This is a genomic window from Streptomyces sp. NPDC093591 (assembly GCF_044764885.1).
Classification (GTDB): domain Bacteria; phylum Actinomycetota; class Actinomycetes; order Streptomycetales; family Streptomycetaceae; genus Streptomyces.
The window spans coordinates 42624-65122 of the sequence record NZ_JBIWIY010000011.1 but is presented as its reverse complement, the minus strand read 5'-3'; the positions used below and the strand labels follow the sequence as shown (position 1 = coordinate 65122).

Annotated in this window: 22 protein-coding genes; 15 read left to right on the top strand and 7 right to left on the bottom strand. The window is 71.9% G+C overall.

The window, feature by feature from the left end; translation table 11 throughout:
- Positions 1–11: 11 nt before the first annotated feature.
- The 5 genes from ACIREI_RS23665 (at position 12) to ACIREI_RS23645 (ending at position 7905) form a co-directional block, all read left to right on the top strand.
- A complete protein-coding gene (locus ACIREI_RS23665) occupies positions 12–944 on the top strand; it encodes a GNAT family N-acetyltransferase (protein WP_403336105.1) in 933 nt (310 codons plus the stop codon).
- Between the two features lie 88 nt (positions 945–1032).
- The gene (locus ACIREI_RS23660) at positions 1033–1404 is read left to right on the top strand and encodes a CU044_2847 family protein (protein WP_403336103.1); all 372 of its coding nucleotides are present in this window, start codon (positions 1033–1035) and stop codon (positions 1402–1404) included.
- Between the two features lie 2 nt (positions 1405–1406).
- Entirely contained in the window at positions 1407–3569 is a 2163-nt protein-coding gene (locus tag ACIREI_RS23655) for a trypsin-like peptidase domain-containing protein (protein WP_403336101.1), read from the top strand.
- The gene (locus ACIREI_RS23650) at positions 3566–4516 is read left to right on the top strand and encodes an AAA family ATPase (RefSeq protein ID WP_403336098.1); all 951 of its coding nucleotides are present in this window, start codon (positions 3566–3568) and stop codon (positions 4514–4516) included. Before ACIREI_RS23655 ends, ACIREI_RS23650 begins: the two co-directional genes overlap by 4 nt.
- Positions 4513–7905, top strand: a complete 3393-nt coding sequence (locus ACIREI_RS23645; protein ID WP_403336096.1) for an SAV_2336 N-terminal domain-related protein — start codon at positions 4513–4515, stop codon at positions 7903–7905. Before ACIREI_RS23650 ends, ACIREI_RS23645 begins: the two co-directional genes overlap by 4 nt.
- Positions 7906–7993: 88 nt before the next feature.
- Here the strand turns inward: ACIREI_RS23645 and ACIREI_RS23640 are convergent, their stop codons facing one another.
- From ACIREI_RS23640 to ACIREI_RS23620, 5 genes are all read right to left on the bottom strand, one after another.
- Positions 7994–8983 carry a malate dehydrogenase gene (locus ACIREI_RS23640; protein ID WP_301997485.1) on the bottom strand — a complete coding sequence of 330 codons (990 nt, stop codon included), beginning with the start codon at positions 8981–8983 and terminating at the stop codon, positions 7994–7996.
- Between the two features lie 562 nt (positions 8984–9545).
- Positions 9546–10724 carry a helix-turn-helix domain-containing protein gene (locus tag ACIREI_RS23635; protein WP_403336093.1) on the bottom strand — a complete coding sequence of 393 codons (1179 nt, stop codon included), beginning with the start codon at positions 10722–10724 and terminating at the stop codon, positions 9546–9548.
- Between the two features lie 391 nt (positions 10725–11115).
- Positions 11116–11571 carry a helix-turn-helix domain-containing protein gene (locus ACIREI_RS23630; protein WP_403336090.1) on the bottom strand — a complete coding sequence of 152 codons (456 nt, stop codon included), beginning with the start codon at positions 11569–11571 and terminating at the stop codon, positions 11116–11118.
- Between the two features lie 159 nt (positions 11572–11730).
- The gene (locus ACIREI_RS23625; RefSeq protein ID WP_403336087.1) at positions 11731–12225 is read right to left on the bottom strand and encodes a DUF3017 domain-containing protein; all 495 of its coding nucleotides are present in this window, start codon (positions 12223–12225) and stop codon (positions 11731–11733) included.
- Positions 12215–13069 (bottom strand): bifunctional methylenetetrahydrofolate dehydrogenase/methenyltetrahydrofolate cyclohydrolase, encoded by an 855-nt coding sequence (locus ACIREI_RS23620; RefSeq protein ID WP_403336085.1) that lies wholly within the window; start codon positions 13067–13069, stop codon positions 12215–12217. Before ACIREI_RS23620 ends, ACIREI_RS23625 begins: the two co-directional genes overlap by 11 nt.
- Positions 13070–13346: 277 nt before the next feature.
- Here ACIREI_RS23620 and ACIREI_RS23615 point away from each other — a divergent pair, with 277 nt between their 5' ends.
- The 8 genes from ACIREI_RS23615 to ACIREI_RS23580 all read left to right on the top strand — a co-directional run bounded on the left by ACIREI_RS23615 (position 13347) and on the right by ACIREI_RS23580 (position 20775).
- Complete coding sequence (locus tag ACIREI_RS23615; RefSeq protein ID WP_403336082.1) at positions 13347–13973, top strand: RDD family protein; 627 nt, start codon at positions 13347–13349, stop codon at positions 13971–13973.
- 155 nt (positions 13974–14128) lie between these two features.
- Complete coding sequence (locus ACIREI_RS23610; RefSeq protein WP_403336079.1) at positions 14129–14905, top strand: FHA domain-containing protein; 777 nt, start codon at positions 14129–14131, stop codon at positions 14903–14905.
- The gene (locus tag ACIREI_RS23605; RefSeq protein ID WP_403336076.1) at positions 14902–16476 is read left to right on the top strand and encodes a protein kinase; all 1575 of its coding nucleotides are present in this window, start codon (positions 14902–14904) and stop codon (positions 16474–16476) included. The genes ACIREI_RS23610 and ACIREI_RS23605 overlap by 4 nt, the downstream gene beginning before the upstream one ends.
- 92 nt (positions 16477–16568) lie before the next feature.
- On the top strand, positions 16569–16982 hold the full coding sequence (locus ACIREI_RS23600) for a hypothetical protein (protein ID WP_403336074.1): 414 nt from the start codon (positions 16569–16571) through the stop codon (positions 16980–16982).
- A gap of 178 nt (positions 16983–17160) precedes the next feature.
- Positions 17161–17904: an FHA domain-containing protein gene (locus tag ACIREI_RS23595; RefSeq protein ID WP_403336071.1), complete on the top strand. Its 744-nt coding sequence runs from the start codon at positions 17161–17163 to the stop codon at positions 17902–17904.
- Positions 17901–19313 carry a protein kinase gene (locus tag ACIREI_RS23590; RefSeq protein WP_403336068.1) on the top strand — a complete coding sequence of 471 codons (1413 nt, stop codon included), beginning with the start codon at positions 17901–17903 and terminating at the stop codon, positions 19311–19313. Before ACIREI_RS23595 ends, ACIREI_RS23590 begins: the two co-directional genes overlap by 4 nt.
- Before the next feature lie 82 nt (positions 19314–19395).
- Positions 19396–20031, top strand: coding sequence for a M23 family metallopeptidase (locus tag ACIREI_RS23585; RefSeq protein ID WP_403336065.1), 636 nt, complete (start codon positions 19396–19398; stop codon positions 20029–20031).
- Positions 20032–20169: 138 nt separating this feature from the next.
- On the top strand, positions 20170–20775 hold the full coding sequence (locus ACIREI_RS23580; protein ID WP_403336062.1) for an ALF repeat-containing protein: 606 nt from the start codon (positions 20170–20172) through the stop codon (positions 20773–20775).
- Position 20776: 1 nt separating this feature from the next.
- On the opposite strand, the gene ACIREI_RS23575 is transcribed toward ACIREI_RS23580, so the two are convergent.
- The gene (locus tag ACIREI_RS23575) at positions 20777–20974 is read right to left on the bottom strand and encodes a DUF397 domain-containing protein (RefSeq protein ID WP_403336059.1); all 198 of its coding nucleotides are present in this window, start codon (positions 20972–20974) and stop codon (positions 20777–20779) included.
- Positions 20937–21803: a helix-turn-helix domain-containing protein gene (locus ACIREI_RS23570; RefSeq protein WP_403336737.1), complete on the bottom strand. Its 867-nt coding sequence runs from the start codon at positions 21801–21803 to the stop codon at positions 20937–20939. The genes ACIREI_RS23575 and ACIREI_RS23570 overlap by 38 nt, the downstream gene beginning before the upstream one ends.
- A 116-nt stretch (positions 21804–21919) precedes the next feature.
- Here ACIREI_RS23570 and ACIREI_RS23565 point away from each other — a divergent pair, with 116 nt between their 5' ends.
- Together ACIREI_RS23565 and ACIREI_RS23560 are read left to right on the top strand one after the other, a co-directional pair.
- The gene (locus tag ACIREI_RS23565; protein ID WP_403336057.1) at positions 21920–22126 is read left to right on the top strand and encodes a hypothetical protein; all 207 of its coding nucleotides are present in this window, start codon (positions 21920–21922) and stop codon (positions 22124–22126) included.
- Complete coding sequence (locus tag ACIREI_RS23560) at positions 22123–22497, top strand: ATP-binding protein (protein ID WP_403336055.1); 375 nt, start codon at positions 22123–22125, stop codon at positions 22495–22497. Before ACIREI_RS23565 ends, ACIREI_RS23560 begins: the two co-directional genes overlap by 4 nt.
- Positions 22498–22499 lie beyond the last annotated feature (2 nt).

Sequence of the window (22499 nt, the reverse complement as noted above, 5' to 3'; positions counted from 1 at the left end):
GTCAAAGAATTATGGAGCAGGTCAGCAATCCAGTGAGCGGCACGGAGCCGGTCCCGACGCGGGACGTGACGGCCCTGCGCCGCTTCAACCGCTACTTCACGCGCCGCATCGGCGTCCTGGACGACCACTACCTCGGCCAGGACCGCCCGCTCGGCGAGGCCCGGCTGCTGTTCGAGATCTCCGAGTGCCCGGCCGGCGCGTCCCTGCGTGAGCTCAGGAGCCGGCTCGGTCTGGACGCCGGGTATCTGAGCCGGATGGCCAAGGCGCTGGAGTCGCAGGGCATGGTCCGGCTGAGTGCGCACCCGCAGGACAGCCGGCTGCGGATGATCGAGCTGACCCCGGCCGGACGGGTGGAGGTCAAGGAGCAGAACCGGCGCGCGCACGCGGCCGCCGCCGGGCTCCTCCAAGGTCTCAGCGCACCGCAGCGCGCCGAACTGACCGAGGCGATGGCCACGGCACAGCGCCTGCTGCGCCTCGCGTCCATCACGGTCGACCTCGTCGACGGCGCCGCACCGGACGCCCGGGCCTGTCTGGACGCGTACGCGGCCGACCTGGAGGAGCGGTTCCCCGAAGGGTTCGACAAGGACGCCCTCGTACGGCCGCGGGAGGTGTCCGGCGACGCCGGCGCGTTCTTCGTGGCCTACGAGGAGTCACGCCCCGTGGGCTGCGGTGCGCTGCGCCGCCTGGAGCCCGGCGTCGGCGAGATCCGCCACGTCTGGGTGCACCCCGACGCCCGCCGCCTCGGCCTCGCCCGCCGACTGCTGGAAGCCCTCGAACAGGAGGCCGCCGCCCGGCACCTGACCGTCGTACGCCTCGACACGCATGCCGCGCTCACCGAGGCGCAGGCGATGTACCGGGCGTGCGGATACACGGACATCCCGGCCTACGACGACAACGTCTACGCCAGCCACTGGTTCGAGAAGCGGCTGTCGCCGACCGTCTGACCGCCCTCGGCCGGTCCGACCCGGCCACGAGGCGGTCGGGAGTGGTGAACTCAGTGTCCAATCAGGGGACTTGAGCCACAATATTGTCGTGTCCACCATCTCGGAATCAGAGTTCGACGACGGTACGCCCGTAAGGTTCCTGCTCGCCCCCGCACCCGCGCCCGCGCGGGGCGAGGACGACCTCCCCGAAGGCATGGGCAGAGCCGTCCCCGTCGCCACCGGCGGCCGGGCCGTCGCCAACATCGCGACCGGTGCCCTGCGGGGCGCTCTGCAGCACCTCGGGCCTCTGCTGCAAGGGGTGCACGACGCTGTGAAGGACGTACCGGAGCCGCCCAACGAGCTCAGCGTGACCTTCGGCGTTCAGGTCGGACAGGACCTCAAATTCGGGATCGTCGGCGGCAACGGGCAGGCGCACCTCACCGTCACCGCCAGTTGGAAGCCGGCGGCCGGTCCGGAGTAGCCGTGGGCTGGTTCAAGGAGATCAGTGCGGCGCCCGGCGAGAAGTGGCGGCCGAGTGCCGCGTCCGTGCGCCGGACCGCCGACGGCAAGACGGCGGGCGCGGCGGTCGTACTCGGCACCGACTCGGTGCTGACCTGCGCGCATGTCGTCAACGACGCCCTGGGCAGGGCGCAGTTCGACCCCCGGCCGCCCGGCCTGGAGGAGCTGTTCGTCGAAGTGAACGTCGAGGTGAAGGGGGCGCGGAGGACCGAGCGGTACCCCGCGCGGGTGGCGCACTGGATTCCCCCGCGCACCCGCGACGGGCAGGCCGTGCGGGACGGCGACCTGGAGTGGCTCGGCGATCTCGCGGTCCTGCGGATCGACGCTCCGCCGCGCGGAGTGCCCGCGCCCGACCGTCGCACGCACATGGTGCCGGGCCGGCGGGTACGCGCCTGGCACGGCAGCGGGTACAGCGCGACCTTCGCCGACATGGAGGTCGCCGCCCTCGACGACGGAATCGGCTATCTCGACGGCAAGAGCACGGGCATGCCGGTCGGCCGCGGCTACAGCGGCGGCCCGCTGTGGTCCGACGAGGACGGTGCCGTCGTAGGACTCGTGGCCGCGCACTTCATGCCGTCGTGCGACGCCCCGCCCGGCCCGCAGGACATGATCCGGCGCAGCTGGGGCATCCCCTGGCAGCGGGTCGAGGCCGAGCTGCGGACGCTGGGGGTGGCGCCGGCCGACGAGGACACCGAGGCCGGGCAGTCCTACGACCCCGGCGATCCGCCCTTCGTCAAACTCGTGGAGACGATCCGGTACGCCCTGCCGACGTCGTCGTACTCCTTCGGCGACACCGCCCGCAAGCTGGCCGTCGAGTGCGGCCGCGAGCCGGGCAGCGCCGTCGCCCCGCCGTCGGTGGAGGAGTTCGCGGGCTTCCTGGTCAGCCATCCGCGGGCGGTGGCGGCGCTCACCCAGATCCTGCGGCCCACGAACCCCGCGGCGGCCGACCGCGTACTGGCGGCGGGACAGTTCTTCGAGTCCGCGCTGCTGCTCTCGCCGCGCGAGCACCTGCAACTGCACCAGCTGCTGCGCAAAGTGGACCGGCCGGTGCTCGGGCGGCTCCCCGAGGTGGTGCGCGAGGCCGCGAAGCGGGTCGACGTCCGCTCCGACGGGGACACGCCGGACGCCCAGCTGCTCAGCCTGGAGAGGCTGGCGGGCGACGGCCACTCCGACGGCGGCGGGCCCCGGGTGCCGGCGCTGCTGCGAGTCGTCGAGTACGTCGCCGTACTGTGCCCGGCACCGCAGAAGGGGGTGCTGCGGCTGTGGTCGGACAGTGTGGCGGTGCGGCTCGGCATCCCCGCCGCGGCGCTGCGGGAGCGGCGTTCGGACGCCGAGGACTGGGCCCGCATGGTGCGCGCGAGGACCGGGCGGGTGCGGGTCCTGGTCCAGGTGACACAGGCCGCCCGGGGCCGGCACCGGCTGCGCATCTGGTGCGACGAGGGCTCCGGGCCCCGGCAGGTGTCGGCCGACAGCTCCGCCGCGTACTCGGCCTCCGAGGCGGCGCGCGAACTGCTGCGCGTCATGGAGTCCCTCACGCCCTCGGCCGCGGACGGCGGGCGGCCGCTGGTGGAGGTGCTCGTGGACAGCGACAACCTGAACCTGCCGGTCGACGAATGGGCGGCCCAGGCGCCCGGCGAGATCATCCCGGGCATGCTGGGCGCGGAGTTCCCGCTGGTCGTGCACTGTCCGGAACTCCTGCGCCGGCACGAGCGTTTCCTTCCCGACTGGCGGGAGCGGTGGAGACAGCTCGACTCCGGGGAGACGCTGGTCGTGTCGGATCCGGCCCAGGATCCGCACCAGGTGTACTACGAACTGATGGGCCGGCTCGACACGGTCCGGGTGTCCGTCGACGTGCCGCCGGGCCCACGCGACCGGATCGTTCAGATCTGCCTCGCCGTGGGCATACCGGTGGTGGTGTGGGACCGCGGCCGGGACACTCCCTCGCACGCCGCCAAGCACATGGCGGAACTCGCCACCCGTGAACTGCCCGACGGGGTGCGGGTCTACCGGGCCAACGCCCGGGGCACCCGCGCCCCCGAGTTCCCCGGCCGCCCCGTCCTCGCCTGGGCGGACGCCGACCGCACGGTGCCCCGACTGCAGCTGACCGACCCACAGGAGAGCGCATGACGTCCCCTTCCGAGGCCGACTGGCGCCTCTTCCGCGGCGACGGTCTCCCGCGCCAGGTGACGCTGCCCCCGGCCCCGCCGTGGCGCCGTTTCAGCCCGACGCCGGCCGTCCGCCCCGAACTTCCCTATCTGATCCAGCAGGAGCATGCCGACGTCGTCAACGCCGCCCTGCATCTGCGCCGCCCGCTGCTGGTCACCGGGCCGGCCGGCACCGGCAAGTCGTCGCTCGCCCGGGCCGTCGCGCACGAGCTGCGGCTGGGCGAGCTGCTGCGCTGGTCCATCAACAGCCGGTCGACGGTACGGGAGGCGCTGTACCAGTACGACGCGATCGGCCGGCTGCGCGAGACGACGCTGAGCCGCGACCGGGGCGAACGCGAGCCGTCGATCGGGACGTTCATCCGGCTCGGCCCGCTGGGCACGGCCCTGGTGCCGTCGCCGACGCCGCGTGCGCTGCTCATCGACGAGATGGACAAGGGCGACGTCGACCTGCCCAACGACCTGCTCACCGTCTTCGAGGAAGGCTACTTCGACATCCCGGAGCTGACCCGGCTCCCCGAGGACATGGCGGACGTGGAGGTGCAGACCGCCGACCATCGCGGGACGGTGACGGTCCATCAGGGCCGCGTGCAGTGCGCCGAGTTCCCGGTCGTCGTCATCACCAGCAACGGCGAGCGCGAGTTCCCGCCCGCCTTCCTGCGCCGCTGCGTCCGCCTCGCCCTGCCCATACCGGACGAGGCCCGGCTGCGCGCCATCGTCACCGCGCACCTGGGCGAGGAGGCCCTGCGCGACGCGGACGACCTGATCGAGACGTTCCTGCGTCGCCGCGCCCCCGGCGAACTCGCCACGGACCAGCTGCTCAACGCCGTGTTCCTGCGCAACGGCGGGGTGAACCTCAACGCGGAAGAGCTGCTGGACGCCGTACTGCACCAGCTCACCGGAGCGCTGTGACCGAGGCCGGCGGGGGCGGGCGGCTCGGCGAGCTGTTGCGGGTGCTGACGGCTTGCGGGCACGAGCTGGACGCCGATCAGGTGCTCGACGTGCTGTGGCTGGCCCGGCGCGTGCCCGGCGGACCGGAGGCGCCCCTCGCGCGCCTCGCGCGCACGGCACCGGCGCCGCCCACGGAGCCGGCCCCGGCCGAGCCGGACGAGACCGGCCCGGAGCACCCGGCGAAAGCGCCCCGGCCCGACGACCCGGACCTGCCCGACCTGACCGCGCACCCGCTGTACTCGGACGCCCGGCAGGAGCCCGAAGCCGCGCCGGTGCCCGAGATACGGCTGCGCCAGGGCCCCGAGCCGGACAAGGCGATGCCCGTCCGGGTCCCCGAGGACAAGGCCCTCACGGGCGAACTCGAACTGGGGCGCGCGCTACGGCCGTTGCGGCGCCGCCTGGCCAGCCCGCACCGCCTGGAGATCGACGAGGAGCGCACCGCCGCCGAACTCGCCGAGACCCGGCTGCCCGACGTGGTGCAGCGGCCCGTGCAGGAGCGCTGGCTCCATCTGGTCCTGCTCGTCGACGACGGTCTGTCGATGCTGCTGTGGCACCGCCTCGCCGCCGAACTGCGCACCCTGCTCGAACGCCTGGGCGCCTTCGCCACCACCCGCGTCCTCGGCCTCGACACGCGCGGCACCGACGAACCCCGGCTGCGCACCCACCCGTTCCGGCCCGACAGCGCACCCGTACCGCTGAGCACGGTGGGCGACCCGTCGGGCCGCACCCTGGTCCTCGTCGTCAGCGACGGCATGGGCACCGCCTGGCGCACTGGTGTCCTGCACGGCCTGCTGGCCACCTGGGCCTCCCGGGGCCCGACCGCCCTGCTGCACACCCTGCCGCCCGACCTGTGGGAGGGCTCCGGCATCCACGCGGAACGCTGGCAGGCCACCACCCGGAGGATCGGCGGCGCCAACACCTCCTGGGAGATCACCGACCCGGTACTGCCGCCCGGCCTGGCCGCCTTCGACGGTGTGCCGGTGCCGGTCCTGGAGCCGACGGCCGCCGCCCTGCGGAACTGGGCCCACCTGCTCGCCTCGCCGGGCGCCACCGTACGGCTGCCGCTGCTGACCCGGCCGCGCCCGTCCTGCCCGGCCCCCGCGCCCCGGGGCCCGGGCGGCGCCCAGCACTTCCGGGACGCGGCCACGCCGGAGGCGTACCGGCTCGCGGCGCACCTGGCGGCCGTGTCACCGCTCACGGTGCCGGTGATGCGGCTCGTCCAGACGGCGGTTCCGTGGCAGGCGCGGACCTCCCATCTCGCGGAGGTCTTCCTCGGCGGGCTCATGCGGCCGCACCCCGCGCCCGTGCCGGGGCCGCTGCCCGCCAAGCACCAGGTGTTCGACTTCTCCGACACGTCGAGGTCCGTGCTCCTGGACGCCGTCCCGCAGGCCGAGCTCCTCAGGACCAGCCGCACGATCGGGCTCCGTCTCGAACAACTGGCGGGCAACTCCCCCGACTTCCCGGCCTGGCTCGCCCACCCGGACGGCTCCGCCCGGCTCCCCGGCTCGCACCGGCCGTTCACGAGCGTGGAGCGCAAGCTGCTGGCACGGTTCGGGGTGTCCTTCGACTCCGGCGTGCACGGGCTGGAGCGGGGCCTGCGCGAACAGGGCGGCACGTCGGGGGACGGCTGGGGGCGCCTGACGGGCGACGACCCGCGGCGGATGGGCCCCTACCGGCTGCGCGGCCGACGGCGGCTGCGACGGGTGGTGGAGTACGACGGCGTCCACGTGGTCGACAACACCAGGGCCATGGTGCGGACCCCGCGCTCCGATGTCCCCGCCGACGGTGCCGAGTTGATCGCGGTGGAGGCGGAGGCGTTGCGCCGGCTCGGCGGACAGTACGCGCCCGCCCTGCTCGGCAGCGGCATCGGGCGTAGGCCGGTCTGGGTGGCCTCGGCGCCGATCGAGGACGGCCCCGCGCCCGCCCCGCCCCGGCTGGCGGAGCTCTTCAACCAGGCCCACGCGACGGGTGGCGCCCCCTTCGACAAGCTCACCGGGCTGCTCGTCGGCTGGCATCTGGCGAGCGCCCTGGCCCTGTGCCACCTCCACGGGATCGTGCCCTCGGACCTCAGTGCCGAGAACATCTTCGTGCTGCGGCGCTCGGTGGTCCTCGCCGACCTGTCCGACTGCGCCCTGGACGGCCGGTACGCGGGTACGGGCCCGGCGCCGACCCCCGAGGACAATGTGCGCGCGCTGGGCGACCTGCTCCAGCTCGTCAGCAGCAAGGCGGGCCGGGAACTGCACTGGCGGGTCCCCGGCCATCCCGAGGGCATGCACCTGTGGCAGGGCGACACCTGGGCGCGGCTGCGGCAGATCGTGCTGCGCTGTCTCAGCCCCGATCCGGCCGAGCGCCCCACGGCGGGCGAGGTCGCGGACGTCCTGGCCAAGTACATCGCCCAGTCCCGCGCCGAACGCACCGGCCCTCCGGCGCCCGCGGCCCAGCCCCAGGCCCGCACCCGGCCGTCGTCGCGCGTACCGCTCGACCTGCCCCCGGCCAACGCCGCGCCCTCGGACCCCCGCTCCCTGCCCCTGCGCCCGCCCCGCCTCGGCGCCGCCCGCCGCGAACGGCAGATCCGGCTGGAACGGCTGCGGACACCCCTGCGCCACGCCCGGCGCATCACCCTGGTCGGCGCCTACCACCACGGCGGCCGGGTCTACAGCGGGCGGGCCACCACGACGATGGTGCTGGGCTCGCTGCTCGCCGCCGTCCGGGGGGAGCCCGTCCTGGCCCTCGACGGAGCGGACGACGAGGGAGCGCTCGACGCCTTCCTCACCGACCGGAACCCGGCCACCGTTCGCGACCTGGCCGACCTGCCGGCCGACCCGACGTACCAGGAGGTCCGCGCCCGCACCACCCGCCTGCCGTCGGGGCTGGAGGTCGCCGCGCACCCCGGGGGCCATGTCCCCCCGAACCTCATCCACGCCCAGGCCTATCCGCATGTGCTGGCGAGGACCGCGCCCTACTACTCGTTCGTCCTCACCGACTGGGCCCCGCAGCGACTGGACCGGTCGGCCGACGCCGTCCTCGATCTGACCGACCGGCTGATCCTGTGCTGCGGCAACTCGGGCTGGTATCTCGACGCCGCGTGGCGGGTGCTCGACCGGCTGCGTGTCGACGGGCACCGGCAGTTGGCGGACCGGGCGATCGTCGTGGTGACCGAGGTCGAGCAACGTCCGGTCCGTGCCGTGCCGGACGACCTTCACGCCCGTTTCGACATCGGCGCCGACCAGGTGGTCGCCGTGCCTTACGACCGGTCGCTGTGGTCCCCGGGTTTCCGGCAGTTGGACCAGTTGCGGGCCCCGGCGCTGAACGCCTTTCTGGACCTGGCGGCACTGGTCGTGGCGGGCTGAGCGGAGCGGCAGGGCGTGTGGGTGCGGGTGAACGCACTGATCCCCGGACCGCTGCCGCGCGGCCCGGGGATCACAGGTGCGGGTCGGCTCAGATCAGGCCGAGGGAGCGGACCGCCTCGCGCTCCTCGGTGAGCTCCTGGACGGAGGCGTCGATACGGGTGCGGGAGAACTCGTTGATCTCCAGGCCCTGGACGATCTCGTACTTGCCGTCCTTGGTGGTGACGGGGAAGGAGGAGATGAGCCCCTCGGGAACGCCGTAGGAACCGTCGGACGGGATACCCATGGAGACCCAGTCGCCGTCGGCGGTGCCGTTGACCCAGGTGTGGACGTGGTCGATGGCGGCGTTGGCGGCCGACGCGGCGGACGAGGCGCCACGGGCCTCGATGATCGCGGCGCCGCGCTTGGCGACGGTCGGGATGAAGTCCTCGGCCAGCCACTTCTCGTCGTTCACGACCTCGGCGGCGTTCTTGCCGGCGATGGTGGCGTGGAAGATGTCCGGGTACTGGGTGGCGGAGTGGTTGCCCCAGATGGTGAGCCGCTTGATGTCGGAGACGGTCGAGCCCGTCTTCTTCGCCAGCTGGGTCAACGCGCGGTTGTGGTCGAGGCGGGTCATCGCGGTGAACCGCTCGGCCGGTACGTCGGGCGCGGCGGCCTGCGCGATGAGCGCGTTGGTGTTGGCCGGGTTGCCGACGACCAGGACCTTGATGTCGTCCGCGGCGTGGGCGTTGATGGCCTGGCCCTGCGGCTTGAAGATGCCGCCGTTGGCCTCCAGGAGGTCACCGCGCTCCATGCCCTTGGTACGGGGGCGGGCGCCGACGAGCAGCGCGACGTTGGCGCCGTCGAAGGCGACGTTCGGGTCGTCCGAGATGTCGATGCCCTGCAGGAGCGGGAACGCGCAGTCGTCGAGCTCCATGGCGGTGCCCTCGGCGGCCTTGAGCGCCGGGGTGATCTCAAGAAGCCGCAGCTTGACCGGCACGTCCGCGCCGAGCAGCTGGCCGGAGGCGATTCGGAAGAGCAGGGCGTAACCGATCTGGCCGGCCGCGCCGGTGACGGTGACGTTCACGGGAGTGCGGGTCATGGCGTTCTCCGTATGACAGCTGGCGGTGAGGGCATCCCTGCCCCGGGGTGCGGGACGTAGAGATGATCGATCTCTTGGCGTCAAGAGATCCACCCGTCAGGCTATCGCGCATCCGGGATCTCGCACGGCCGGGTCCGTGTGGCCCGCCCCACAGAATGACCATGACTGCGGCAAAGGGGCGGCCCATTGCGGCAAAAGGGGGCGGCCGCCCGGTCCGGGAGAGGTGGAACCGGGGCGGCCGCCGGGTGGGGGTACCGATTGCCGGACTCCCGTGGGGGTACGGTGCGCGTGCCCATTTTGCGGGCGGCCATTCCTGCCCCCCGATTCTTTTTCTCGCCCCCTTCCCATCCCCCAGAGGCTCCGCCCCTTCGACCCCGGCCAGGGGGCTCCGCCCCCTGGACCCCCGCGCCTCAAACGCCGGAGAGGCTGAATTTCAGCCCGTCCGGCGTTTGAGGACGAGGCCCGAAGGGCCGACAGCGGGGGTCTGGGGGCGCAGCCCCCAGAGATGGGACGGGTAGGGGCGGCGGGGGCGAGGATTCCGGCCCCACAGCCCGCGCCCCCGTTACTGCGTGCACCCCTCCTGCCCAGCGGCCAGCGTCACGCAGGCCGTTGCCTCGCCCGCGTCCTTCACGGCCACCATCGGCGTGTACGCGATCGTGTCGCCGGCGAGGGTGATCGAGCCGGTCTGCTTCGTCTTGCCGACCGTCACCGCCACCTCGTCCCCCTGCGCGGCCTGCGTGATACGTCCCCATGCCGCGCCGCAGGCGTCGCTGTAACGGACCTCGACCACGGCCGTGCCGACGGTCGCCGTCTTGGCGGTCGTCACCAGGTCGCCGCTGCAGCCCATGCTCTCCGCGTCCTTGCCGGTGCAGGAGTCACCGCTGCACTTCACCCCGGCCGGCAGATCGGGGTCGGTCGTCACGGACGGCGAGGGCGACTTGGCCGCGCCCTCGTTGTTGTCCCCGCTGCCGGGGTCGGTGAGGTAGAACACCGCCGCGATCACGACCAGCACACCGACGACCCCCGCGAGGAACATCGTCAGCCGCCGCTTGCCGCCACCGCCGCCGGCGGATCCACCCGCCGGCCGAGGCCGCTGCGGAGGCTCGCCGTACGGGCTCGGCGCGCCCGCCGTGTCCGACGGTGCCTCCCCCGCCGTACGGCCACCGGTCGGCGACGGGCCCCGATACCCCGCCAGGCCCCAGGAGTTCTCCCCGGAGGAGGCGCCGTCGCGCACCACCGAGTCCCGGACCTCCGGCGCCGAGGGCTGGGCCGGCACCGTGGGCGGCACGGTCGGTGCCACGCCCGCCGGTCCCGCCACCCCGGGCGTCGCCGTCGCGCTCCCGCCCTTGCGGGCGGTCTTGGCCGCCTTGGCGCCCCCCTTGGCGTTCGCCGGCGGCGCCCCGAACTCGCTCAGCGCGGCGCGCGCCTGGGAGATCCGGATCGCCTCCATGGTCATGTCGTGGCGCATCTCCGAACGGCTCCACGCCCGTTCGGCGAGCTCCCACATCGTCGTCAGGTGAACGGGATTGGTGCCCGTCACCTCGGCGAGCGCCACGATCGCGCCCTTGGGCGCGAGCAGCCGCCCGTTCAGGTACCGCTCCCAGGACGTCTTGCTGTATCCCGTGCGGTCGGCCAGCGCCGCGATGCTCAGACCGCTGCGGTCCACGAGCCTGCGCAGCTGGCTCGCGAACTCCCTGACCTGCGGATCGAGTTCATCCGGCAAGGCCCTCCAACGAGGCATTGCTTCCCCCCTCTTCCCCCCGGTTGGTGCTGGTGTTTCTCGCGTTCCCCCGCGCGTGACGCCCTCTGCCGAGTCCCCGTTCTGGCTACCCACAGGGATGCGCCGGACAAGGATCTCAGTTCCCGGGATGGGGGCGCACGGGAGCATTGGGACCGCGTCCAGTGTTCCACCGGCTCCCGACTCCAGCGGACACAACCCTGGCAGTAAGCCCTTGCAGACAACTCAGGACGTCCCGGACCGTCCCAATCGACCACGCTAGCCCGACAGTTGAACGGCTTCGTTGCAAATGCGCGAACTTGTCAACACATCGCCACACAGAACGCACATAAATGACCACCTGCGCCACATACGCCGCATTCAGACAAGTCCGGCACCCGCAGTCCCATCGGACTCACCCCAGCGCAAGCGCCCCGATCACTCCCATGAACACCAGAACGACGACCAGCGCGACCGCGACCACCAGCAATCGACGCGACGGCACCTCCGGCTCCTTCGGGGGCGGTTCCCACCAGGGAAGGGTGGGATCGTCCTCGTACTCCTCGGGTACCGGCGCCTGCGCCGGCGCCGCCGGCTTCGGCCATGCCTGCGCCGCCAGTTCCCACCGCACCCCGAAGCGCTCCGCCTCCTCCTTCCCGACCCCGGCCACCCGGCACAGGGCGACGACCGCCTGCCGGGGCGGGGGCTGGGTGGCGTTGAGGTAACGCTGCCAGGAGGACTTGCTGTACGCCGTGCGCGCACCCAGCGCGACCAGGCTCAGGCCCGTACGGTCCTTGAGCTGCCGCAACTGCTCCACGAAGTGCCGCACCTCCGGCGGCAGATCGTCGGGCAGCGGCTGCCAGGCACCCATCGCTCACCTCCGAACCAGATCCGATCGGGTGACGACACGAAGGGGCGTCATGGTTCCCGACCCCGGCACAGCGAAGCGGCCCGTCCTTCCCCGGGAGGAGAGGACGGGCCGCCGTCACGCGAAGCGCTTCAGTTCGCCGCGTGCAGTTCTCCGGGTGCTTCAGTTCTCCACCGTGAAGTGCAGCGCGTCCTTCAGGAACGGGATGCTCAGCAGCGGGTCCGGCTGCGCCATCAACGCCAGCAGCACGATCACGAGGCCCAGCACGCCGTACGTCACTATGTCCGTGAAGCGCGAGCGCACGGCGAGCATGCCGACGCTCGGCAGGAGCCAGCGCAGCACCGCGCCGGTCAGCAGGGCGCCACCGATCACCAGCGTGCCGGCCCGGAACACGTCCAGCGCGGTGATCAGCAGGCCCACCCCGACCAGGCCGAGGACCAGGAGGACCGGCCACTGCCGGGCGGGCGCCGGGGCGTCACCGGCCGCGGCGCGGCCGCCGCCCTCGGGGCGTGCCGTGTCCCTGGTGAACAGCGGGAAGCGTCGGGTGGTCCGCCGGGGTACACCGTCGGCGTCCGGCGCGCTCACCGGGTCCCGGACCTCGATCTCCTCGACGTCCTGGACCTCCTGCGCCTTTCCGGCGCCCGGTTCAGCCGACACTGCGCTCCGCCGCCTCGACCACGTTGACCAGCAGCTGTGCCCGGGTCATCGGGCCCACGCCGCCGGGGTTCGGGGAGATCCAGCCGGCCACCTCGGCGACGCCGGGGTGGACGTCGCCCACGATCTTGCCCTCGGCGTTGCGGGAGACACCGACGTCGAGGACGGCGGCGCCCGGCTTCACGTCCTCGGGACGGATCAGGTGGGCGGAGCCCGCGGCCGCGACGATGATGTCCGCGCGGCGCAGGTGCGCGGCCAGGTCCCGCGTGCCGGTGTGGCACTGGGTCACGGTCGCGTTCTCACTGCGCCGGGTCAGCAGCAGCGGCATCGGCCGGCCGATGGTGACACCGCGGCCGACGACGACGACCTCGGCGCCCTTGATCTCGACGCCGTACTGGCGCAGGAGCGTGAGGACGCCGTTGGGGGTGCAGGGCAGCGGGGCCGGCTCGTTCAGGACCAGGCGGCCGAGGTTCATCGGGTGCAGGCCGTCGGCGTCCTTGGCCGGGTCCATCAGCTCCAGGATGCGGTTCTCGTCGATGCCCTTGGGCAGCGGCAGCTGGACGATGTAACCGGTGCAGCCCGGGTCCTCGTTCAGCTCGCGGACGACCGCCTCGATCTCCTCCTGCGTCGCCGTGGCCGGCAGCTCGCGCTGGATGGAGGCGATGCCCACCTGGGCGCAGTCGCGGTGCTTGCCGGCGACGTACTTCTGGCTGCCGGGGTCGTCCCCGACGAGGATCGTGCCGAGGCCGGGCGTGACGCCCTTCTCCTTCAGCGCCGCCACGCGGGCGGTCAGATCGGACTTGATCGCGGCTGCGGTGGCCTTGCCATCGAGAATCTGGGCGGTCATGCCCCCCATCCTCGCGGATGACGCCCTCGCGGTTCCAATCCGGGTACCACTGGGCCGTCGGAGCGCCGCACGCCGCGTACCGGCCCATGATCAGTGATGTTGCACTTGCACAACACATAGCGAATGCGGCTGGACAAATCAGCCGACCCTAAAGAACGATGAACGGCGCAGTGCCGCGGGCAGTGCCGGGGGGACGGACCGCATCCACGTTGAACATTCCTCCGAACTTTGCCGCGCGTCGTCCCCGCACTAACGCGACAACGGAGGAACCACCGCCATGAGCTTCGGCGACCCGAACAACCCGTACGGGGCCCCGCAGGGTCAGCAGCCTGGCTACCCGCCCCAGCAGCCCCCGGCCCAGCCCGGCTACGGCTACCCGCAGGCCCCGCAGGGAGTCCCGCCGCAGCAGGCTTACGGCTACCCGCAGCAGCAGCCCGGCTATCCGCAGGCCCCGGGTTACCCGCAGGCCCCGGGCTACGGCTACCCGCAGCAGCCGGGCTACGGCATGCCGCCGTCGTACGCGAACTGGGGCCAGCGCTTCCTCGGCACCCTGGTCGACATGCTCGTGTTCGCGCCGCCCTACATCATCATCGGCATCGGCGGGGCCAACAAGAACTTCGCCGTGATGGGCATCGGCTACGTCATCATGATCGGCATCGCGATCTGGCAGCTGATCCTCGAGGGCAAGAACGGCCAGACCCTCGGCAAGAAGGCGCTCGGCATCCGCCTGGTGAAGGAGGAGACCGGCCAGCCCCTGGGCGTCGGCATGGCGTTCGTGCGCCGCCTCGCCCACTTCCTGGACAGCCTCGCCTGCTACCTCGGCTGGCTGTGGCCGGCGTGGGACGCCAAGCGGCAGACCTTCGCCGACAAGGTGTGCGGGTCCATCGTCATCCGCAACCAGTAAGCGTTGGACGCCTGAGCGTCTGAACACCAAACGGCGAGCGACGTCTTCTCGCCAATCACAGCCGAGGGCCGTGTCTCACCCGTATGAGGGGGACACGGCCCCGCTGCGTCGCCCTACTCTGACGTGGGTAGCCGTCAGGCACGGGGAGACGCACCTTGTACAGCATCATCGTGGTACCTCCGCCGACCACGGAGGACGAGACCGACCGCACCCGGACCGCCCAGCTCCGGCTGGCTCCCGGCGAGCGGCTCAGCTTCGGGCGTTCCGCTTCCGACAACGACCTCACCATCGCGCACGACGGGGTCTCCCGCAGAGCGGGTGAGATCACCGCGCAGGGCGCCTTCTGGATACTGAGCAACCTCAGCCGGGAACAGACGTACGTCGTGGAGAACCCGGAGGGCGCGGGCGAGCACATCAAGGTCGGGCCCGGACGCCTTGACGCGCCGGTCCCCTTCGAGTTCTCGCGGATCGTGCTGCCCGCGGCCGGCGATCTGCTGGCGGTCGAGGTGTGGGCGCCGCGCCACGACTACCTCAGCTGCGACGGCGGCCTGGACGGCGCGACGACCGCCCCGGCGTTCTCGGTCGACCGCACCAAGCGGTACTTCGCGGTCCTGGCCGCCCTGTGCGAACCCCGGCTGCGCGGCGAACCGCACGCCCCGCTGCCCACGGTCGACCAGGTCGTGGACCGGCTGCGCCCCAACTGGCCTGCGGCCTCCCGCACTTCGGTCCAGTGGAACATCGACTACCTCGCCGTGAAGCTGCGGCTCAAGCCCGGCCCGGAGACGGCGGACACCGGCCCGCGCCTCAACGGCAAGAAGGAGTCCCTGGTGTCGCTGGCGCTGCGCTTCGACCTCGTCCGGGAGGACGACCTGATCGTGCTGAGGGAGCCCGCGTCCTCGACGGCCCCGGCGCCCGGCCGGACCGGCCGGTGACCGAGCCGTACGCCGTGCCGGTGCCGAAGGGGTACCGGGTGGGCGAGTGGGAGGTGCGGGAGCCGATCGCCACGGGGGCGTTCGGGAGCGTGTACGCGGGCAGGCGCGTCGGAGCCGGCCCGGACCGGCCGGCCGAGGTGGCCCTGAAGTTCCTGCCCACCGGCACCGGAACCCCGCGCCAACTCGCCCACCTGCGCGAACTCATCGACCGCGAGGTCGAGTTGCACCGCAGGCTGAAGCAGCCGCGGCTGATCCGGATGTACGAGACCCTCGTCGTCGACGACGCGGACCAGCCGGCCCTCGACGGCGCCACGGTCCTCGTACTGGAGAAGGCGCAAGGGTCGCTGTCCGCGTTGCTGGCGCACACACCGAGGCCGCAGGGCGGACCGGCGCTGCTCGCGCAGATCTGCGAGGGACTGGCGCAGCTGCACCACGCGGGCTGGGTGCACGGGGACCTCAAACCGGCCAATGTGCTGCTGATGAAGGACGGTTCGGCCCGGCTCGCCGACTTCAACATGGCGGCGGAGCTGGAGGGCACGCACGCGTACACGCCCGCGTTCTCGACCCCCGACTACACGCCGCCGGAACTCCTCTGGTCGGAGATCGGCGAGCGGGGCCGCCGTATCCGCCCGTCGGCCGACGTCTGGGCGTTCGGTGTCCTGGCCCATCTGGTCCTCACCGGCTCCTTCCCGCTCCCCGGTGCCACCCCTACGACCCGCCGTGACGCGGCCGCCGCCTACGCCCGCGGCACCGACGAGCTGCGTCTGTCGCCCGAACTCCCGGACAGCTGGCGGGAGATCGTGCGGGACTGTCTGACCCGTACGCACGCCGACCGGATCGGCACCCAGGACCTGCTGCGGCGGGTGGAGGCCGCGGTGGGCACCGGCCGCTCACCGCGCCTGCCGCGCTCCCTCCTCCCCCGCCGCCGCTCCCGCCGTACGGCGATGGTGGCCGCCGCGACCGCCGTGGTGGCGGTGTCCGCCCTCGGCTACGGCATCAGCAGCTGGGCCGGCGGCGGGACCGAGGGGGCCGGCGCGTCGGGCGGCGAGACCACGAAGGTCACGTCCGCCACCTACGGCGCCTCCGAACTCCGTACGGACAAAGGTGTCCCGGTGGCCTACCGCCGCCTCATCGTCGACGCCGCCCACGACTGCGTCCAGCCGGAGGTCACGCCCGCGCTCATCGCCGCCCTGCTGAAGGCGGAGAGCAACTTCGACCCGGACCTCTCCGACCCGTCCGTGGGCGAGGAGGGCGAGTACGGCATCGCCCGCTGGACGCCGAGCATCCTGCGCTGGTACATCCGCGCCGACGGCGTCCCCGCGAAGGAGACCCCCAAGCCTCCTCTCTCGCCCGCCGAGTCGATCCCCGCCGTGGGCCGCTACCTCTGCTTCATGGAACCGCGCCTGAACCAGAGCGGCTTGGCCGGCGACCGCCAGGTGCTGCTGGCCGCCGCATACCGGACCTCCACCAAGGTCGTGAACAACGCGGGCGGTGTTCCCCCGCAGTACCGCGACTACGCCACCCGCGTCGCCCACTACCTCAAGGAGTACACACCGCCCGGCAAGAAGTGACCCTGAGAGGTCTGAGGTACCGCCCGCGGGCGGCCGGCGGCACGGTGGTCGTGTCCACCAACGGGGGTGGCAACACCGGAAGGACACCGACCATGAAGCGCATGCTCGCCTCGCTGGGTGCGGCGGCCGTACTGGCCACGGGCGCCGTCGCCCTGACACCGACGGGCGCGTCCGCGGCACCGAACGGCTGCTGGGGGAACGCCGGCACGAAGACCGACCCCGACGGGCGCACGTTCACGGCCCGCTACTGCCACAACTACCAGGGTGGCGACATCATCTGGTACCGCAACAAGATCGGCTACCTGTACGCGGGCGACAACTGGTTCGTCTGCCAGACGAAGGACCCGAGCTTCCCGAACCCGCCCGTCGGCAACGCCCGTAACGACTGGTGGCTCTACACCCAGGGCGACACCGGCAGCGAGCACAAGGCCTGGGGCTGGTTCCCGGCGACCAAGGTCTCGGGCGGCAACAACTACGAGCCCGTGCCGGGGCTGCCGGTCTGCTGACCTGCTGACCGGCCGATCCGCGGCCTCCGGCTCCCTCGGGGGAGGGCCGGAGGCCGTTCGCCTTTATCGCATAACCTCGCATATTTTGTGCACGACACGCCGTTTTTGCATGCTCTTGGAATGCCCGCGCTTTCTCTTCCTACCCTGGCCCCAGTTTCTGTCGGGGGAGGAAACAGTCATGCACAGCATCATCGTCGTGCCCATGCACAGCGCGTGCCCGGACGATCACCTTCACCTGGAGCCGGGCGACTCCTTGCCGTTCGGCCGCATGGCACCACCGCACGGCCCGCACCTGACCATCGCGCACGAGGGCGTCTCCCGTACGGCCGGAGAGATCACCGCCGCGGGCGCCTACTGGCGGCTCAGCAACCTGAGCAGCGCGCAGACGTACGTGGTCGAGAACCCGGAGGGCGCGGGTGAGCACATCAAGGTCGCGCCGGGCCGGCTCGACGCCCCGGTGCCCTTCGAGTTCGCCCGCGTGGTCCTGCCCGCCGGGAGCGACCTGCTGAGCTTCGACGTCTGGGCACCGCGCCACGACTTCCTGGACCGCCCCGGCCCGCGCGACGGGGCGGCCACGACGTGCGCCTTCCCACTCGACCGCGGCAAGCGGTACTTCCAGGTCCTGGTCGCCCTGTGCGCCGAGCGCCTGCGCGGCGAGCCGCACGCCCCGCTGCCCACCGCCGAGGAACTGGTCGAGCGGCTGCGCCCCCTGTGGCCGTCGGTCTCCCGCGCGTCGGTGGCGTGGAACATCGACTACCTGGCGGTCAAGCTGCGCCTCAAACCCGCTCCGGACTCGACGCCCTGCGGCGGCCCCCGCCTCAACGGCAAGAAGGAGCGCCTGGTCTCCCTGGCCCTGCGCTTCGACCTCGTACGCGAGGACGACCTGGTCCTGCTGAACGGGGACAGGAGCCTCGTCCGATGAGCGGCGAGTCGTCGACCCACGCCGTGGAGGTCCCACGGGGTTACCGCGTCGGTGCCTGGGAGGTGCGCGAACCCATCGCGTCCGGGGGCTTCGGCAGTGTGTACGCCGCCCAGCGCGCCGAGTCCGCCGAGTCCGCCGAGTCCGCCGAGGACCTGCCGTCCGAGGTCGCACTGAAGTTCCTGCCCACAGGTACCCAAACGCCACGCCAACTGCACCACTTGCGGGAACTCGCCGAGCGGGAGACCGAGTTGCTGCGCCGACTGCAGCGTCCGCGCCTGATCCGGATGTACGAGGCGCTGACCGTGGACGACCCCGCCCGCCCCGGCCTCGACGGCGCCACGGTCCTCGTACTGGAACGCGCCGAGGGCTCCCTCGACCAGCTGCTCGACCAGTTGTCGGCCCGGCTGCGGGGCCGCAGGAGCGCGCCCGCCGGCCATGCCGTCGCCGTCCCGGGCGGGCCCTCCCTGGTCGCCCAGATCTGCGAAGGGGTGGCCCACCTCCACCACGCGGGCTGGGTGCACGGCGACCTCAAGCCCGCCAACGTGCTGCTGATGGCGGACGGTTCGGTCCGGCTCGCGGACTTCAACCTGGCCGCCGAACTGGACGGCACCCACGCCTACTCCCCCGCGTTCACGACCTCCGACTACACCCCGCCCGAACTGCTGTGGGCCGAGGTCGGCGAACGCGGCCACCAGACCCGTCCCACCGCCGACATCTGGGCCTTCGGCATCATCGCCCACCTGGTGCTGACCGGCAGTCTGCCGTTCCCCGGGACGAACCCGACGGCCCGCCGGGAAGCGGTCCAGCGCTACGCCAAGGGCCGCGACGAGCTCCGTCTCTCGCCCGAACTCCCGGACGTCTGGCGGCAGATCGTCGCCGACTGCCTCGCCCCCACCCACGCCGCCCGGGCCCCGCACACCGCGCAGGCTCTGCTGCGCCGGGTCGAGGCCGCCGCCGGGGCGGCACGCTCCCCGCGACTGCCCCGCCTGAAGCCGCGGCGCGGCCCGCATCCGGCCATCCTCATCTCGCTCGCGGCGGTGGCGGTGGTGTCGCTGGCCACCGCCGGCCTCCTCTCCCTGCGCGAACCGGCGCCGCAGGGGTACGCCCGCTGCGACCAGGGCGACGTCTGCTTCTTCACGAAGCCGGACGGGCAGGGCGAGATGTGTGCCTGGTACGAGCGGGACCACGACTGGATCGGCGGCGTCATCGTCTGCGACTGGGCGAAGACCGTCAGGCCGAGGTCGGCCTTCAACAACGGCTACGTCGGGGATCCGCACCACGACGTCAAGCTCTTCCGCGAGGCCCAGTGGAAGGAGCCTTTCGGCTGCATCCAGGAGCTCCAGAAGGTCAACTTCCCAGACCCGGGCGGCCTGGTGATCCGCTCGCACGAGTGGGTGAAGTCCTGCTGAGCCACCGGCCGTCGCGCCGGTCCGCCCCACCAACACGAAGAACGACGAAGAAGAACGAGAACGAGAAAACGGGGAGACGCACATGAAGACGCTGAAGACGACCGCCCTGACCCGGCACCGCAGGACGCCCGCCGCCCTCGCGGCCGGCGCCCTCGCACTCGCACTCGGCTTCCAGCTCACCGCCATCACCACGGCAACGGCGGCTCCGGCCACGGACCAGGTGACCGACGTGGTCGCGGATCTGACCAAGCCCAGGTTCCAGATGCCGTTCGCCTGCGACACGCACTGGCGGATCGACACCTACGACAGCGGCCACAACCCGGCGGTGGACATCGTGGTGAAGGACAACACGGGGTCGTCGGGCAAGGCGGTGTACCCCGGCTACCTGGGCACGGTGGCCCGCACCTTCTGGGACCGGGGCGCCGGCAACGTCATCGTCATCAACCACGGTGCCGGCTGGTACACGGCGTACTACCACCTCAAGGAAAAGCACGACACATACGTCCAGGTGGGCGACGTGGTCACCGCGAAGACCAGGATCGGCAGCATCGGCGCGACCGGCAGCAACAGCGGCAACTGGGCACACCTGCACTACGAGCAGCGCTACAAGCTCACCGGCATCCCCACGGAGGCCGACCGCGAGTCCGTGCACTTCAACGGCACGGAGTACACGGGCACGGGGCAGATGTGGAAGGACGTCGTCAGCAAGAACTGCTAGGCGACCGCGGCGGGCCGAAGCGAGAATGTCCGTACCGGCAGATGACGCACGGGGCTTGGGGACGTTTCGGGGGCCTGCGCGTCATCCGCCGGTTCTTCGCTCCATCCCTGTTGCCCAGGCACACGAGGAAGGTTCACCGTGAGATTGACCCGCGCCGCCCTGACCGTGGCGGCCACCGCCCTGACGTCGGCCGTCCTGCTCACCACGCCGGCCTTCGCCGTCGAGTCGACCGCGTCGTCGCCCACCACCGTGGCGACCGCGTCCACGACGGACGACCCCGGCGTCGACGAGATGTCCGACGACGACGTCCGCGTCGCGATCGCGCGCATCATCGCCGACCCGGACACCGGCAGGGCCGTCTACGCCGCCGCACAGGCGGCCCTGGACGGCACCATCGAGGACCAGCGGTACTTCCTGGAGACGGGCCGCTGGATAGCCCAGGCCGAGGACGACCGCGTGGCCATCGCCCGCATCCTCGCCTCCGCGGACCCGAAGACCGACAAGGCGGTCATCAGGGAGGCCAACGAGGCCCTCGACGCCAACACCCCGGAGGCCCTGCGCGCCTTCCTGGAGACCGGCTACCGCCTCGCCGTGGCCGAGGACGACCGCGTCCGCATCGCCCGCATCCTCGCCGACCCGACCATCAGCGACGCCCTGCGCGCGGCGGCCGAGCAGGCCATCGAGGGTACGCCGGAGGAGATGCGGTACTTCCTGGAGGTCGGGCAGTACGAGGTGGACGGCTGAGCTAGAGGGACTTGACGAAGAGGGCCCAGGCTCGGGTGGGGAACACCAGGGCCGGGCCCTCGGGGTTCTTGGAGTCGCGGACGGGGGTGATGCCGGGGAGGTTGTGGGCTACTTCGAGGCACTCACCGCCGGTTCCGCTGCTGTAGCTGCTCTTGCGCCACTCAACGGAGCTCAGGTCGGTCCTGCTGTTCGGATTCATTCCGGTAATCCTCTGCTGCTGCCTCAATCATGGCCAGGGAGGCCTCCGGTGACAGCGCGGCGGCCCTGAGCAGATCGTACGACTCGCGGTACTCCATCACGAGGGCCGGATAGTCGATCACTTGGCCGCTGTGCAGGCCCTCCGTGTACACCAACGGTGGTGCGTCATGGAAGGTCATGATCCGCGTCAGCCCCATCATGAACGGGTGCACCGAGGTTTCCGGGACGATCTGCACAAGCGACCGCGTGGCCCTGACCACCGCGGCGATGTGGTCCAGCAGTTCGGCCATCCCCGCAGGAGGCAGCGCCCGCCGCCGGATGACCGACTCGTCGAGGATCGCCCAGAACTTCGGCGGCGACTCCCTCGCGAAGAGCGTCGCCCGTTCCAGACGGGCTTTCACGACCTCCTCGACCTTGGCCTCCGAGGCTCGCGGCATCGCCGACCGAGCGATCACCGTCGCGTACGCCCTGGTCTGGAGCAGTCCGGGCACCAGCAAGGGAGCCCAGTCCTCGATGCTCCGCGCCTGCTTCTCCAGGTCGGCGGCGTCCGCGAAGTGCGGGGCGATGCCCACTCGCCGTGCCTTGGCCGCGTCTTCACAACGCCGTTGGAAAAAGCCGTCCGTGCCCAGCCGCTTGTCCACATGCAGGGCCAGATCCATCGGCATCCCCCGCTCGCCCCGCTCGATCTGACTGAGGAACGAGATCCCCCGGAAGCTGCCCTCCGCCAACTGCTCCAGCGTCAGGCCAGCTTGCTCCCTCCGATAGCGCAACTCGGCACCGTAGAAGCAGGGAACACTCGTCGACGCGTCAGGGTCCTTCTTCGCGGGCACAACCCACCACCGCCGTTTCTCTTGTTGCATGCGCACCCAAAACCCCTTTCACGCTACGCAACCCGACGCCACGCTGTGAGCGATTCATCACAGAACGCACACGGAGGCGCACCCCCATGAACCCCCACCACGAAACCGACGCCTGCGTCGAAGACCTCCGCGCCGCACTGGAGGCGAACGGCATCACCCTCCCCTCCCTCGGTGTCGACCTGCCGTCCTTCGCGAGCACCCTCCCCACCCGGCCCCTCATCGCGCTCGGCAACTGCAACCAGGCCACCGCCCGCGCCCTCGTCGACGCCCTGCGCAAGGCGGCCGTCCAGTGACCGGACCGCTCACCCTCGAACTACTCGCGCTCCCGAAGGCCGTACCGGAGGTACGCCGCGCCGTCCGCGAGCACCTGGGCGCGCCCTGTTCCGAAGTCCTGCTCTGTGTCACCGAGTTGCTGACGAACGTGATCGACCACGTCGGCGAGGCGACACCGGTGAGCGTCAGCCTGTTCCGCGCCCCGGACGGCTGTACGCGCCTGGAGGTCACCGACCCCGACGCACACGCCTGGCTCATCGCACGCAACCCCGGCGAGGACGACGAGACCGGCCGCGGCCTCCTCCTGCTCGACGCCGTCACACGGCGCTGGGGCGTGTGGCTGCCCCCGGCCGGCAAGACCGTGTGGTGCGAACTGCCCGGCGGCTGTTAGCC